The 14,533-nt window shown below is 70.1% G+C and carries 15 protein-coding genes; 9 read left to right on the top strand and 6 right to left on the bottom strand.

What is annotated here, in order from left to right:
- Nucleotides 1–405: 405 nt before the first annotated feature.
- The 3 genes from ABZ463_RS24730 (at nt 406) to ABZ463_RS24720 (ending at nt 2,669) form a co-directional block, all read left to right on the top strand.
- Nucleotides 406–720 (top strand): metalloregulator ArsR/SmtB family transcription factor, encoded by a 315-nt coding sequence (locus tag ABZ463_RS24730; protein WP_352014217.1) that lies wholly within the window; start codon nt 406–408, stop codon nt 718–720.
- Nucleotides 717–1,253, top strand: coding sequence for an SRPBCC family protein (locus ABZ463_RS24725; protein WP_352014218.1), 537 nt, complete (start codon nt 717–719; stop codon nt 1,251–1,253). The genes ABZ463_RS24730 and ABZ463_RS24725 overlap by 4 nt, the downstream gene beginning before the upstream one ends.
- Nucleotides 1,254–1,487: 234 nt before the next feature.
- Complete coding sequence (locus ABZ463_RS24720; protein ID WP_362779385.1) at nt 1,488–2,669, top strand: cytochrome P450; 1,182 nt, start codon at nt 1,488–1,490, stop codon at nt 2,667–2,669.
- On the opposite strand, the gene ABZ463_RS24715 is transcribed toward ABZ463_RS24720, so the two are convergent.
- Nucleotides 2,659–3,510, bottom strand: a complete 852-nt coding sequence (locus ABZ463_RS24715) for an alpha/beta hydrolase (protein WP_362779380.1) — start codon at nt 3,508–3,510, stop codon at nt 2,659–2,661. The genes ABZ463_RS24720 and ABZ463_RS24715 overlap by 11 nt on opposite strands.
- 53 nt (nt 3,511–3,563) lie before the next feature.
- Between ABZ463_RS24715 and ABZ463_RS24710 the strand changes: the two genes are divergently transcribed.
- Entirely contained in the window at nt 3,564–3,998 is a 435-nt protein-coding gene (locus ABZ463_RS24710; protein ID WP_362779378.1) for a MarR family transcriptional regulator, read from the top strand.
- Between the two features lie 7 nt (nt 3,999–4,005).
- Here ABZ463_RS24710 and ABZ463_RS24705 read toward each other — a convergent pair whose 3' ends face one another.
- Nucleotides 4,006–4,362, bottom strand: coding sequence for a VOC family protein (locus ABZ463_RS24705; protein ID WP_362779376.1), 357 nt, complete (start codon nt 4,360–4,362; stop codon nt 4,006–4,008).
- Nucleotides 4,363–4,472: 110 nt separating this feature from the next.
- Between ABZ463_RS24705 and ABZ463_RS24700 the strand changes: the two genes are divergently transcribed.
- Nucleotides 4,473–5,294, top strand: a complete 822-nt coding sequence (locus ABZ463_RS24700) for a helix-turn-helix domain-containing protein (protein WP_362779372.1) — start codon at nt 4,473–4,475, stop codon at nt 5,292–5,294.
- Here the strand turns inward: ABZ463_RS24700 and ABZ463_RS24695 are convergent.
- Complete coding sequence (locus ABZ463_RS24695; RefSeq protein ID WP_362779369.1) at nt 5,284–6,486, bottom strand: cytochrome P450; 1,203 nt, start codon at nt 6,484–6,486, stop codon at nt 5,284–5,286. The genes ABZ463_RS24700 and ABZ463_RS24695 overlap by 11 nt on opposite strands.
- Nucleotides 6,487–6,521: 35 nt before the next feature.
- On the bottom strand, nt 6,522–7,715 hold the full coding sequence (locus tag ABZ463_RS24690; RefSeq protein ID WP_362779366.1) for an acyltransferase: 1,194 nt from the start codon (nt 7,713–7,715) through the stop codon (nt 6,522–6,524).
- A 593-nt stretch (nt 7,716–8,308) separates the two neighbouring features.
- Between ABZ463_RS24690 and ABZ463_RS24685 the strand changes: the two genes are divergently transcribed.
- A complete protein-coding gene (locus tag ABZ463_RS24685) occupies nt 8,309–9,406 on the top strand; it encodes an acyltransferase (protein ID WP_362779363.1) in 1,098 nt (365 codons plus the stop codon).
- A 57-nt stretch (nt 9,407–9,463) separates the two neighbouring features.
- On the opposite strand, the gene ABZ463_RS24680 is transcribed toward ABZ463_RS24685, so the two are convergent.
- Nucleotides 9,464–11,002, bottom strand: a complete 1,539-nt coding sequence (locus ABZ463_RS24680; RefSeq protein WP_362779360.1) for an MFS transporter — start codon at nt 11,000–11,002, stop codon at nt 9,464–9,466.
- Nucleotides 11,003–11,171: 169 nt separating this feature from the next.
- Here ABZ463_RS24680 and ABZ463_RS24675 point away from each other — a divergent pair, with 169 nt between their 5' ends.
- Both ABZ463_RS24675 and ABZ463_RS24670 read left to right on the top strand, forming a co-directional pair.
- Complete coding sequence (locus ABZ463_RS24675; protein WP_352014228.1) at nt 11,172–11,540, top strand: YciI family protein; 369 nt, start codon at nt 11,172–11,174, stop codon at nt 11,538–11,540.
- 38 nt (nt 11,541–11,578) lie between these two features.
- Nucleotides 11,579–12,829, top strand: coding sequence for a DUF6596 domain-containing protein (locus tag ABZ463_RS24670; protein ID WP_352014229.1), 1,251 nt, complete (start codon nt 11,579–11,581; stop codon nt 12,827–12,829).
- Here ABZ463_RS24670 and ABZ463_RS24665 read toward each other — a convergent pair.
- Nucleotides 12,826–13,638: an alpha/beta hydrolase gene (locus tag ABZ463_RS24665; RefSeq protein ID WP_362779356.1), complete on the bottom strand. Its 813-nt coding sequence runs from the start codon at nt 13,636–13,638 to the stop codon at nt 12,826–12,828. The two genes, ABZ463_RS24670 and ABZ463_RS24665, sit on opposite strands and share 4 nt — an antisense overlap.
- 171 nt (nt 13,639–13,809) lie before the next feature.
- On the opposite strand from ABZ463_RS24665, the gene ABZ463_RS24660 reads away from it, so the two are divergent.
- Complete coding sequence (locus tag ABZ463_RS24660; RefSeq protein ID WP_362779354.1) at nt 13,810–14,475, top strand: TetR/AcrR family transcriptional regulator; 666 nt, start codon at nt 13,810–13,812, stop codon at nt 14,473–14,475.
- The last annotated feature ends 58 nt before the right edge of the window (nt 14,476–14,533 follow it).

Genomic DNA, 14,533 nt, shown 5'->3' with positions numbered 1-14,533 from the left:
TCGGACCGAGAATGCCGCCCTCATCTCGATCCCTCCCCATGCACCCCGCCCAAGAGCCAACGAGAGCGTGATCGAAGCAGGGTTCGGGCACCCGAAACCTCCTGCGGAGGGATCCAGCACCGGGTGCCATGAGCGGTCGCGGACTTGCGCTCGTCGATGGCCTTGCCATTTTGTGGAGGTTCCACCGTGACTCCGTCGGGCGGTGATCTGGTTCGAACTCGGCTCAGTCGACTGAAGAGCGTCAAATACAGAAGGTTTTAGGACAACTCAATAAGGCCGCTTGACAGTCTAGAAAACGGACACCTCGCACGGAAACCAGCACTTCACCCTTTGGATGGCCGTCGTTCGTCTCATGCCTTGCCGTAGGGCTTGTCAGGTATATTCCCGGCGAGGCATATTTGGGGGGTGCCTGTGGATGTGTTCGCTGTGCTTGCTGAGCCGACGAGGAGACGGATCCTCGATCGGCTGCTCAGGGCGGAGAGCAGTGTCGGGCAGCTTGTTGACGTGCTCGCGGTCAGTCAGCCAACCATGTCCAAGCATCTGAAGGTGTTGAGGGAGGCCGGTTTCATTTCCTGTCGTACGGCTGCGCAGCAGCGCATCTACCGGATCGAGCCCAGGCGGTTCGAGGCGCTCGATGAGTGGCTCGCGCCGTACCGCCGGCTGTGGGAGCGGCATCTCGACGCCCTTGAACGCCATCTCGACAACCAGGAGGAGCAGTGACGAACTCCGAGGTCGGCTATCAGACCGACGGGGGACGGTGGACTCTCGTCTTCGTCCGGGACCTGCGGCACTCACCAGAGAGCGTGTGGGCAGCGCTCACAGACCCCGCCCAACTGGGTGAATGGTCTCCCTACACCGCCGACAGGGACCTCGGGACGGTCGGTGAGACGACGCTGACGATGCTCGACGACGGGCCGGGGATCTCCGCGGGGATGTCCGAGTTCGTGAGCCGCGCGGAACCGCCGACTCTGCTCGAATACACCTGGGGCGGTGACCGGCTGCGCTGGGAGTTGGCCGCGCTCGGCTCCGGGACACGATTAACGCTGCGGCACACGCTCAAGGAGCGCAGGTGGATGCCGGAGGTCGCGGCCGGGTGGCACCTGTGCTTCAACGTCGCCGAACACCTTCTCGACGGATACCCGGTGGGTCCAATCCGTGGGAAGAAGGCGCGTGACCACGGCTGGGAAGGGCTGCGCGAGATCTACGCCAGGCAGCTGGAGACCGTCGAGGAGCACTGCCTCAAGGCCGTGTGACCGGCTGAACCGAGCGATCCGGGCGCTCCATGCCGCGCCCGTACCGTAGACGCACCAACCGTACGAACCTGCTCCCGGGTGTCAGGAAGAGAGAACAGAAAAGCCGCCCCTTTCAAGTCCATTTATCGGAAAATGCTCTGTTTTTTTCGCCCCTTCTCCAGGCATTACCGGCTGCATATGATTCGAGCCGGTTGACTGAGGGACACTGCCTCCCGCCTGTGAGGAAGGGGCACCATGGACCGGCCCACCGCACGTACGTTTCCCATCCACCGACCGGACCCGTACGGCGTCCCCGCGGAACTCGCCGAGCTCCGCGGGGAGCCACCCTGCCGCCTTCACTTCGCCGACGGCGAGGAGCACTGGGTGCTGAGCCGTCACGCCGACGTCCGGGCCGTACTGGCCGACCCCCGGATCAGCGCCGACGACAGGCTCGCCGGCTTCCCCCAGTTGCTGCCCGGCGCCAAGCCGGGTGAGTTGTCGTTCACCCGGATGGACGACCCCGAGCACGGACGGCTGCGGCGGATGCTCACCTCCGAGTTCAGCGTCCCGCGCGTCGAGACGATGCGGCCGACGATCGAGGGCGTGGTCGACGGCCTGCTCGACGACCTGGAGAAGGACGGCGGCCCGGCCGACCTGGTCCGGCGCTTCGCCCTGCCGGTGCCGACGCTGGTGATCTGCGGGCTCCTCGGCGTGCCGTACGAGGACCACGCCTTCTTCCAGACCCGTAGCGCGGCCATCCTGTCCTCCAACCCGCCCGAGGTCGCGGGGCCCGCCTTCGCCGAGATCGCCGTCTATCTCGACCGGCTCCTGACCGACAGGGAGCGTGAGCCGAAGGACGACCTGCTCAGCAGGATCGCGGCGCGGGTGAACGCCGGCGAGCTCACCCATGACGAGGCGCTCGGCATGGCGCGGGTGCTCCTGATCGCCGGGCACGAGACCACGGCGAACGCGCTGGCGCTGAGCGTCCTGACCCTGCTCGACCATCCCGGGCAGCTCGCCGAGCTGCGCGCCGACCCGGCTCTCGTCCGTCCCGCGGTGGCTGAGCTGCTGAGGTTCCTGACAATCACGCAGGGGCCCATGGCGCGGATGGCGACGGCGCCGCTGGAGGTGGGCGGGGTGACCGTACAGGCCGGTGAGGGGGTGGTGCTCTCCCTGCTGTCGGCCAACAGGGACGAGCGCGCCTTCCCCGAGCCCGACCGGCTGGACCTGCGGCGTGATCCGAGGTTCCATGTCGCGTTCGGGTTCGGCCCGCACCAGTGTCTCGGCCAGAACCTGGCCAGGGTCGAGCTTGAGGTCGCGATCTCCAGGCTGTTCGCCCGCTTCCCCGGCCTCGCTCTGGCCCGTCCGGTCGAGGAGCTCGGTCTGCGTGTCGACTCGGTGATCTACGGCGTGCGCGAGCTGCCCGTCACCTGGTGAAGTCGTGAATGAGCTTCCAGACCTGGGCGGGTGCCTCCTCCTGGGCGAAGTGGCCGACACCGGGGATCAGCGCGGTGGCCGGCCGCAGGACGCCCGCCTCCCTGAGGCCCTGGGCGTAGGCGGTGATGTCGCCGCCCTCGCCGTCGCCCCGCAGGTAGAGGAGGGGTGTGCCGACCGGTTCCGCCTCGGCGAGGGCCGCGTTGTCCAGCGCGTCCTGGGGGAGGGCGCGGTAGAGGTCGAACCCCGCGGTGAGCGCCGTGTCACGCGCGTAGGCGGCGGCGTGGGCGCGGCGTGACTCCGGGGTGATCCTCGCCGGGTCGACGGAAAGCACGTCGTAGAAGTAGTCGAAGTAGGCGGCCTGGCGTCCCCTGACCAGGGTCTCCGGCAGGGCGGGCACGGCGTGGAAGCCGAAGTGCCAGATGTACGGGTTCGCCAGGACGTCCTTCCAGGGGGCCACACCGGGGATCACCGTGTTCATGATCACCACCCGGGCGGCGCCGTACCGTCGCAGGTAGGCGTAGGCGATCATGCCGCCGGCGTCGTGACCGACCAGCGTGAGGTCGGTGAGGCCGAGGCTCAGGACGAGTTCGTGCACCATCCCCGCCAGGCGGAGTTTGGACCCGCCGGGGGCAGGCCCCGTGGAGTCGCCGATCCCCGGCAGGTCGACGGCCAGGAGCCTGGCGTCCGTCCCCGCCGCCTCCATCACGCCCCGCCAGGTTCGCCATGACTCCGGCCAGCCGTGCAGGAACAGCACCGGCCTGCCCAGGGGGTCGCCCGTCTCGACGACGTGCAGCGGGGATCCGGCGATCGGCACGTGGGTGTGCCGCTCCTCAATAGACATGTTTCATGTCTACCAAACGACATGAAACATGTCTATCGGCTAGGCTGGACCGCGTGAGTGACTTCGAGCGGGGCACGGGTTTCCTGCTGGCGCGGCTGGGGTCGCTGGCGGCGCGGTCGTGGGCCGCCTTCCTGACGGGCCACGACCTCACCCAGGCCCAGTACGTCGTCCTCGCGACGCTCGGCGCGCAGGGGCCCATCGGCCAGCGGCGCCTGGCCGAGCTGGTCGCCGTGGACGCCCGCAACATCGTGCCGGTCCTCGACTCCCTGGCCGCCAGGGGGCTCGTCGAGCGCAGGACGCACGAGACCGACCGGCGCCGCCGTACGGTCGCCCTCACCGAGGGCGGGAACGCCCTGCTCGGCGCCCTCGCCGTCACGGCGGCGGCCGAGCAGGACCGCTTCCTGCACGTGCTGGACCGGCGTGATCGCGAGCGGCTCAACCACCTGCTCCGCGCGCTCTACGCCTCGCACGTCCCCGCCCCCGGCTGAGGGAGCCTCAGCCGGCACTGATGCAGAAGGGGTGCCCCTCGGGATCGGCCAGGACCGTCCAGCCGTCCCCACCCGGCTGGAAACCGGGCCTCGTCGCGCCGAGCGCGAGCAGTTCCTTCGTCGCGGCCTCCACGTCGGCGACCCTGAAGTCCAGGTGGGCGTGCTTGGCCGCGTCGGGCCACCCCGGGCCCCGGTAGTCCTCGATCCGCTGGAAGGCGAGCTGGATCGGGCCGTCCCCGAGGTAGGCGGTCTCGTCGTCGCTGTAGGTGATCCTCCAGCTGGTGGCCTTGCCGTAGAACTCGGCGAGCGCCCGGGGGTCGGCGCAGTCGATGATGATGGCGGTCGGTCCCGCGAGAGCGGTCATCGTGGCTCCTGTGGTCGTCGTTTACGTAACCAGCTTCCCGCCTATGCCGGTTATGGTCTTGAAGATTCTTGCGGGCCGTTTCTGTCGCACCCGCCGGGTAACGTCCCCCCGTGCTGTCCGCCGTGCCCCTCGCCGTCCGCCCCCACTTCGCCGTGTCCACGGTGACCTGCCGCGCCCACCACACCCGCTGGTCGGAGCCCGATCCCGGCGGGGCACACCGGCTGGTCCTGGTACGGCGCGGCAGGTTCAGGCGGTGGGCCGACGGCGTCGAGGCCGACCTGGACCCGACGATGGCCTACCTCGCGGCGCCGGGTGAGGAGGAGCGGTTCGCCCATCCGGCGGGCGGTGACCTGTGCACCTCCGTGGTCGTCTCCCCGCGTCTGTGGGACGGGCCGTGGACCGGCACGACGGTCTACGTGGACGCCCGGGTCGACCTGGCCCACCGGCGGCTGCTCGCCGCGGCGCGCGGCGGCGACGTTGACTACGCGCTCACCGAGGAGCTGCTCGGGCTGGTCGCCGCGGCCACCGGCCACCGTCAGGGCCGTCCGACCAACCTCGCCGACCGGGCACTCGTCGCGGCGGCCCGTGAGGCGATCGTCACGGACCACCCCGACGCGGCCGGGCTGTGCCCGCTGGCGGCTCTCCTGGGCGCCTCGCCGTACCGGCTGAGTCGTGTCTTCTCCCGGGAGATGGGCGTCTCACTGACGCGATACCGCAACCGGGTCCGTGTCGGCCGGGTGCTGCGACACATAGAAAACATGGAAAGCGGCGAGGGCACGGCGCATGGTCTCGCCGCCCTCGCCGCCGACCTCGGCTTCGCCGACCAGGCCCACCTGACCAGGACCGTCCGCGAGCACCTTGGTCACACCCCGACCGCGCTGCGCCGCCTGCTCGGGCGGCGCGGCCGGGGTCCGACGGCGATCACCAGGTGACCGGGAGCTCGAAGACGCCGTAGTTGATGGCCTCGTCCTTGAAGCGCAGCGCCTCGACCGGTTCGGCGAGCCGCAGGCCGGGGATCCGCGCGAACAGTGTGTCGAAGGCGATCTGCAGCTCCAGGCGCGCCAGGTGCTGACCGAGACACTGGTGGCCGCCGAAGCCGAACGCCACGTGGTGGTGGTTGCCGCGGCCGATGTCGAACTCGTCCGGCCTGGCGAACTGGTCCGGGTCCCGGTTGGCCCCGGTGATGAGGGCCAGGGCGCCCTCCCCCGCCCTGATGACGGCGCCGCCGAGTTCGACGTCCTCGGTCGCGACCCGGGAGGTGGCGATCTCGGCGATCGTGAAGTACCGCAGCAGTTCCTCGACGGCCGCCGGGGTCCTCGCCGGGTCGGCGCGGAGCGCGGCGAGCTGGTCGGGGTGTTCGAGCAGCAGCAGGGTGCCGAGCGCGATGATGTTCGCGGGGGTCTCGTGCCCGGCCATCAGCAGCATGAAGGCCATCCCGACGAGGTCCTTGTGCCCGGGGACGCCCGGCTCCCCCGGCCTGGCCGCCAGCCTGCCGATCACGTCGTCGGTCGGGTCGCGTTCCTTGTCGCCGACCAGCGCGTCCAGATAGTCCGTCAACTCGACCATGGCACGCCCGCCCTCCTCGGGCGAGGGCGCGTTCATCACGGTCGAGGAGATCTTGAGGAAGAAGTCACGGTCGGCGTACGGCACGCCGATCAGTTCGCAGATCACCATGAGCGGGACCGGGTCGGCGAAGGCCCGCACCAGGTCGACCGGGCGCGGCCCCTCCAGGATGCGTTCGACGTGCTCCTCGACGATCTCCTGGACACGTGGCCGCAGCCGGCGCAGCCGCTGGACGGTGAACTCCCCGGCCACGGCCCGCCGGGCGATCGTGTGCTCCGGCGCGTCCATGCCGATCAGCGAGGTCGAGAACTCCGGCGCGGGCACCTGGTGCTCGTACAGGACGGGGAAGCCGGGGTGGCGCATGTCCGAGCTGAACCTCGGGTCGGCCAGCATCGCCCTGACGTCCCGGTAGCGGGTGACCGCCCAGGCCAGGGCACCGGTCGGCAGCCTGACCTTGGATATCGTCGGGCGCTCGCGCAGTTCGGCGTAGCCGGGGGGCGGTTCGAACGGGCAGGTGCGCCGCATCGGATAGGACAGCGTCGGATAGGTCGCGTCGGTCATCGGTTCTCTCCTGGAGGGGTGACGGTCGACGGTGTTCACGCTTGGAGCTGCGGCCCCGGGGCCTTCGGCCGCGACAGGCCGGACGTCCCCCGCGTACGGCTCCCGCCCCAGCGGCGCATCGCCGGGATCTCGACCACGGTCCGCAGGACCCAGGCCGCGAGCACGCACAGCAGGTAGGCGCCGACGAGGAAGGCGATCCCGGTCGGGGTGTTCCACTGGGTCCGGGTGTAGTGGTTGGCGTATCCGACCCACTCCCCGGCGAACGCGGCGTGCACCGAGAACAGCACCGGGATGTGCACGATGTAGAACGCGAAGGAGAGGTCGCCGAGCCTGACCATCAGCCTGCTGTTCATCACCCTGGAACGGCCCGCGAGGTCCGACGTCGCCACCGAGCCGATGAGCAGGGCCATCGGGATGGGATAAAGCGCGGCGAAGACGAAGTTCTGCGGCAGGAAGTACAGCACGACGTAGACGGCCAGCACGCAGAGCGCCGAGACCACGACCGGGACGCGGACCCAGCGGCCCGTCTGGACGATCCTGCACAGGATCATGCCGAGCACGAACTCAAGCGAGCGGGTGATCGGGAAGAAGTACAGGAACCACTGCTGGGGCCACGAGCCGACCCCGAAGACCTTGCTCGGGCCGTACCCGGCCAGGAACGGTTCGCTCAGCAGCGGCATGGCCAGGGCCAGCAGCCCGACGCCCGCCAACCAGAACCACAGCCTGCCCGGCTTGATCCGGTTGACCAGCGCGTACAGCAGGGGGAAGGCCGCGTAGCAGAGCAGCTCGACGGAGAGCGTCCAAGTGGGGCCGTTGAGCTGGTAGTACATCAGGTCCGCGTCCGGCCACCAGTTCTGCACCAGGAACACGTTCGCGACCGCCGGGACGAGCCTGATCGTCTCCCCCGCCGCGACGAAGGTGAGCGCCGAGACGACGAGCACCACCAGGTGGTTGGGGAAGACGCGCAGCAGCCTCCGCCGCCAGAAGCGGCGCGCGCCCGGCCTGGCCGACCAGGTCAGCACGAACCCGCTGAGCACGAAGAAGAACGAGACCGCGAGGAAGCCGAGGACCCCGTTGTCGATGAGGGTGTTGTAACCGGCGGCGACGCCCTTGTCGGCGAACACCGAGGCCGCGGCGCCGTGGGCGACGAAGACGAACAGCATGCCGACGGCGCGCAGGCCGGTCAGCGACGAGAGGTTTCCTGGAGTTACTTCCTGCGTGGCGGTCATCGGCGGTCACTCTCCCGAAAGTCGACGGGCCGGGGCGGGCCCCGGTCTCCCGGCGGAGATTTCCTCCCGCTCAAAGGTCGGAACCGACCGCGGTTCCTTGACAGTGCCACAACTTCTCCGGCCCGATTTCTTTGAAAATGCTGTGAAGCCCGAAAAGAACGACGGCGGACGTCAAGAACGCGACCCCGGCTCCGACATATCCGTGAGGACGGCTCCTCGCGGACGGCCCGGATCGGGGACGGGTGCCGCGACGGGTGTGCCGGGCCATCGAGCGCCCGCACACGGAAAGAGCCGCGAAAGGGCCGCGAAGGGGCCACGGAGAAGGCCATGAGGAGGCGTCACCATGCCGTACCGGATTGGAAGACCTGAGAGAAGTCCCTGCTCAGAGCCCTGCCGTCGGTAACCGGACCTCGCACTCGAAAAACCCCGCCCGGCCGTCGGAACGGCACGGAGAGTTCGCACCAACCGCACACCGGCTCTCCCCCGCCGAACGGGAGGGGGCCTGTTTGGAGTCGCGCCACATGGTCGAGTCGTCGAGCCTGTCAGAACCCCGCCCAACCGGACTTCCGTCTCGTCTTCCCTCACTCACGGGAATGCGATTCGTCGCCGCAACCATGGTCTTCGCCCTGCACGTGATGGTCGAGGGGATTTTCGCCTCCGGCGCCTCTCACCCGATGCTCTTCAAAATGCTCGCCCTCGGCGGAGGAGCGGGTGTCGGTTTCTTCTTCGTGCTCAGTGGATTCGTGCTGACCTGGTCGGCGCGCCCCGACGACACGCCGCGGAGGTTCTGGCGGCGGCGTTTCTTCAAGATTTATCCGAACCACGTGCTGACCTTCCTCGCCGCGGTCCTGGTCATCACCCTGCTGGTGGGAAACGCCGTCGGCCTGGCGGACGCCGTACGCAACCTGTTCCTGCTGCAGGCGTTCTTCCCGCAGGCGCGGACCATCACCGGCGTCAACCCGGTGGCGTGGTCGCTCTCCTGTGAGGCGTTCTTCTACCTGTGCTTCCCCTTCCTGCTCGGCCTCGTGCGCAGGATCAGGCCGGAACGGCTGTGGATGTGGGCCGTCGGCGTGGTGGCGGTGATCTTCCTGGTCCCGCTCGCCTCCGGCCTGCTGCCCGCGCAGCAGCCGTACCCGATCCTCGGGGTGACCGAGTGGGAGACCTGGTTCGTCTACCACTTCCCGCCGGTGCGGATGCTGGACTTCGTCTTCGGCATCCTCCTCGCCCAGATGGTGCTGACCGGCAGGAGGATCCCCCTCGGCTACACCGGGTCCGTGCTGCTCAGCGTGGTCGTCTACGCGCTGACCCCGCTGATCCCGCCGACCTACGCCTTCGTCGCGGCGTTGTGCGTCCCGCTCGGGCTGGTCATCGCCAACGGCGCCGTCGCCGACCGGGACGGCAGGCGCACCGGCCTTTCCGGGCGGGTGTGGGTGTGGCTCGGCGAGGTGTCCTTCGCCTTCTACATGTGGCACCGGCTGATCCTGATCACCGGTCACGACCTGCTCGGCGCGGGCGAGGCGTGGCCGACCCCGGTCGCCCTCGCCATCAGCGCGCTGCTGTTCGCCGTGACGCTTCTGGTGTCGTGGCTGACGTTCCGTCTGTTCGAGGGACCCGTCATGCGCCGGTTCGGTACGGCGGGCGGCGCCCGGCGGGCCAGGCCCGGCGGTGGTCAGGTGGGCGCGCCGGTGTGAGACGGCTGTCCGGGCCCCGGTCCGCCCGACACGGCGGACCGGGGACTCGGGGCGTGGTCAGCTCTGCTCACCGCCCGCCCTGCGGAAGAAGACCGCGGCCAGAACGGCGAAGAGACCGAAGATGACGGTGGAGAGCACACCGGCCGCGTTGAGGCCCGCGGTGAAGGCGCCGTGTGCCTGCCGCAGCAGTTCGCCGGCCTGGTCGGCGGGCAGGCTCGCCGCGACGGAGGAGGCCCCCGCGACGGTCTCGCGGGCGGTTTCCGCCGCCGCCGCGGGCACCCCTTCGGGGACGGCCCCGGTCATCTGGTGCTGGTAGACGGCCGCCCCGATCGTGCCGAGCAGGGCCAGGCCGAGCGCGCCACCGAGGAAGTTCGCGGTCTCCGACATGGCCGCCGCGGAGCCCGCGCGCTCGGGCGGGACCGAACCGACGACCAGCCCGGTGCCGATCGTGAAGAGCGGCCCGGTGCCCACCGCCAGGATCGCGATGCCGATCACGACCGGCACCGGCCCCCACGTCGAGTTCACCACGATCAGTACGGCGGCGCCGAGCGTGGAGACCGCCAGGCCACCGGCGATGGCGACGCTGGGCTTGAGGGACTTGGTGAAGGCCGGGGTGACCATCGTGCCGACCGCGACCGCAAGGCCCATCGGCGCGAACCACAGGGCCGAGACCAGCGGGGAGTAGCCGAGCACGCTCTGCAGGAACTGGGTGACCAGCAGGCCGACGCCGGCCATCACGATCCCGGCCAGCGAGAGCGCGAGCACGACCAGGGCGAACGAGCGCCGGGTGAACAGGCGCAGGTCGAGCAGCGGGTTCTCCAGGCGGAGCTGGCGGCGGACGAAGACGATCGCGAACACCAGGCCGACCAGGATCGCCACGACGGACACGGTGGCCGTGCCGTTCCCGGTGGCGAGAGTCTTGATCCCGTACACGATCGGCAGGATCGCCAGCATGGACAGCAGGACGCTGGTGAGGTCGAGCCGTCCGGCCTGCGGCGGGCGGAACTCCGGCAGCACCAGCGGCCCGGCGATGAGCACGACCACCATGATCGGCAGGGCCATCAGGAACACCGACCCCCACCAGAAGTGGTCGAGCAGGATGCCGCCGACCACCGGGCCGAGCGCGGCGCCGGTGAAGTTGCAGGTGGCCCACACGGCGATGGCCTTGCCACGCTCCTGGCCGTCGCGGAACATGTTGGTGATCAGGGCCAGGGTGGACGGCATCACCGTCGCGCCCGCGATGCCCAGCACCGTCCTGGCCGCGATCAGCACCGTCGGGTTGGGCGCGTAGGCGCTGGCCAGTGAGGCGATCGCGAAGAACACCGCCCCGGTCAGCAGCAACTTGCGCCGCCCGATCCGGTCGCCGAGCGTGCCCATCGTGATCACCAGTCCGGCGACCATGAACCCGTAGGCGTCGGTGATCCACAGCTGTTCGACGCTGTCGGCGCCCAGCTCGGCGGTCAACCTCGGCAACGCCAGGAACAGAACGTTCATGTCCAGCGCGACCAGCAGCGTGGGCAGCGCCAGCACCGCCAGCCCCATCCAGGTGCGCCTTGTCGCCTTTGGCTCGGTCTCCTCCGTATTACTGACGGACATATTGGGCTCCTCTTCGTGGATGCGTCCCGTTGGTGAGGAGGTGACAGATAGGGTTACCTCTCACTGAGAGGTCGGAACGGGTTCTCAGATCTTGCGCCGGGGAGTCAAGAATTCGACGCCGTCTCCGACCTCACCGTGGAAAGCCGGTACGGGCCGAGAGGAGAACCCCGTGAAGTTCCTGCTGATCATGCACATGAACCCCGAGATCTGGGACTCGCTGACCGAGGAGGAACGCAAGGAGATCATGAACGGCCACCAGCCGTTCATCAAAGCGGTCGAGGAGTCCGGCGAGCTGGTCGGTCACCAGGTGCTCGAAGGTCCCTCGACCAGCGCCGTCGTCCGGGTGAACGGCGGTGTCCCGGTGGTCTCCGACGGCCCCTACCTGGAGACCAAGGAGTACCTCGCGGGCTTCTACATGATCGACTGCGAGAGCAGGGAGCGCGCGTTCGAACTGGCCGCGATGATCCCGGACGCCTCCGTACCCGGCATCGGCATCGAGGTCCGGCCCATCATGTTCTCCGCGGGAAGCCCGGTGTGACACTGGAGGCCGGACAGCCCTGAGGTGAGCGGAGGGGCATGACAGCCGCGAACGGATTCGAGGACTTGCTGCGCTCGCTCGCGCCGCAGGTTCTCGGCACGCTCGCCCGCAGGTACGACGACTTCGGGCTCTGCGAGGACGCCGTCCAGGAGGCGCTGCTGGCCGCGGCGCAGCAGTGGCCGGTCGAAGGGGTCCCCGACAACCCGCGCGGGTGGATGACGACCGTCGCCTCCCGCCGCCTGGTCGACCTGCTCCGCGCCGAGCAGGCCAGGCGCCGCCGCGAGGCCACCGTCGCGGCGCAGCTCCCCGAGGTCGTGCCGGGGCCCGACGAGCACTCGTGGGGTGACCGGGACGACACCCTGACCCTGCTGTTCCTGTGCTGCCACCCCGCGCTGACGCCGGGCTCCCAGGTGGCGCTGACCCTGCGCGCGGTCGGCGGGCTCACCGCCGCGGAGATCGCCCGTGCCTTTCTCGTCCCCGAGGCGACCATGGCGCCCCGCATCAGCCGGGCCAAGCAGCGCATCAGGGCTGCGGGCGCGCGTTTCGAGGAGCCGCCGGAGCACGAGCGGGCCGAACGGCTGCGCGTGGTCCTCCAGGTGCTCTATCTGATCTTCAACGAGGGTTACACCGCCACCTGCGGCCCCGACCTGCACCGGACCGACCTGACCCGCGAGGCCGTACGGCTGACGCGCGCGGTGCTGCGGCGGCTTCCCGACGACGGTGAGGTGGCCGGGCTGCTGGCGCTCATGCTGCTGACCGAGGCGCGGCGACCCGCGAGGACCGGTGCCGACGGCGCGTTGATTCCCCTGGCCGAACAGGACAGGTCTCGCTGGGACGCCGCCGCGATCGCGGAGGGCACGGCACTGGTCACCGGGGCCATGTCGCGCTCCGGTCTGGGCCCGTACCAGCTCCAGGCCGCCATCGCGGCCGTGCACGCCGAGGCGGCCGACCCCGAGGACACCGACTGGACGCAGATCGCGATCCTCTACAAGATCCTCGAACGGCTCACGCCCAACCCGATGGTCACGCTCAACCGGGCCGTCGCCGTCGCCATGACCGAGGGACCGAGGGCCGGTCTGCTGCTCCTTGAGGAGTTGGAGGGCGACGACCGGATGGCCAGGCACCATCGTTTCCGCGCGGTGCGCGCCCACCTGCTGGAGATGGCCGACGACCCGCGCGCGGCCCACGAGGAGTACCTCCTGGCCGCCCGGCACACGGCCAGCATCCCCGAGCAGCGCTACCTGCGCTCGAAGGCCGAACGCCTCGGAGGGCTGACCCCGGGACCCTAGGCCAGGGAGCCGAGGAACTCACGGACGGCCGCGGTGAAGCCCTCGGGGTCGCCGGCGTAGACGAAGTGGTCGGTGGCCAGTTCGGCGAGGCGGGTGTTCGGACGGCGGTCGATCATGGCCTGGACCTGGTCGGCGGGGATGACGCTGCCCTTCGTGCCCCGGACAACGAGGGCGGGGCAGGTGGTGGCGAGCCAGGCGGCCCAGTGGTCACCCCGGTTGAGCTCCTCGGAGGCGAGCATGTCCTGGGGGTGGAAGGGCAGGCGCCAGGTGCCGTCGGGGTTCTCCCGCAGGGTCTCGGTGAAGTAGGGGGCGGCCTCGCCGAGCGCCTCGACCAGCGCCTCACGGGTGGGCGCCTGGTAAGGCAGGCTCTCCAGGAACGCCAGCGGGTTGGGCTCCCCGTCGATGCCGAGGACGACCGGCGCGTCCGCGTTGACGAGGGCGGTGACCCGCTCGGGGTGACGGGCGGCAAGGTGGTAGGCGTTGATGCCGCCCAGCGAGTGGCCCATCACCGCCACCCGGTCGAGGCCGAGGTGGTCGAGCAGGGCGAGGATGTCGACGAGGTAGCCCTCGCGGGAGTAGTCGGCGGCCCGGTCGGACTCGCCGTGTCCCCGCTGGTCGGGTGCGATGACCCGCCACTCGGGGGCCAGCCCGGCGGCGATGGCGGCGAAGCTCGTTCCCTCCGACAGGTGCCCGTGCAGGGCGAGCAGCGGACGCCCCGGCCCGCCGAAGTCGACGTAGGACAGGCGGCGGCCCGCGATGTCCAGCTCCGCCCGCACCGGGGCCACCGTCGGCGCGATGACATGGTTCATGGTTCTCTCCTCAACTCGGCTTCCGTACGGCTTCGCGAGCGGGTGCCGGTACGGCCCGCTCTCTCGCCTGTCATGAAGGTACCGGCGATTTGGGCATTTGCGCAATGCGTATGCCTAAGGCATTTGCGCAAGAGAGCGTGGCGCCGTGAACAGGGCGAGTAGCATCCCGCTATGGGAAATCGCGAGGACCTGCTCGCCGGGGCGAGGCGCTGCCTGGAGGAGAAGGGGTGGGCGCGAACGACCGTGCGCGACATCGCGGCGGCGGCCGGGGTGAGCATGGCGGCCATCGGCTACCACTTCGGCTCGCGGGAGGCGCTGCTGAACGCGGCGCTCATCCAGGCGATCGACGAGTGGGGCCTGGAGACCGGGCAGACGGCCTCCGCCGTCTACGACGACCTCACCGCGACCCCCGAGGAGCGGTACGAGGCCCTGTGGACACGGCTGTCGAAGTCGTTCGGCACCCACAGGAAACTGTGGGCGGCCAGCGTCGAGGCGCTGGTGCAGGCCGAGCACTCACCGGAGCTGCGGAGGTATCTCGCCGACGGCCAGCGGGAGGGCCGCCGGGGGCTGGCCTCGATCTTGCTGGGAGTGGAGGAGGACACGCTCCAGGAGGGCACGACGCGCACCCTCGGCTCGGTGCAGCTGGCCCTGCTGTCCGGCGTGATGATGCAGTGGCTGGCCGACCCGGAGCAGGCGCCGACCGGAGCCGAGATCCTGGAGGGGCTGCGGACCCTCGTGGGCCTCTTCGAGGCGGCCGAGGCCGGGGCCCCGCAGGGGGCGGCTCCGAAGGGCCCGGAGGGCGGCGTGCCGTGCGGTGAAGGTGTGCCCTCAGACTGAGCCGGGCGGCCCACCGGGCAGGTGGACCGCCGCCGAAAGCGCCCGGGCACGGGACCCG

It is taken from the genome of Streptosporangium sp. NPDC020145, from assembly GCF_040631275.1.
Lineage (GTDB): Bacteria > Actinomycetota > Actinomycetes > Streptosporangiales > Streptosporangiaceae > Streptosporangium.
This window is presented reverse-complemented; position numbering and strand designations above follow the sequence as displayed.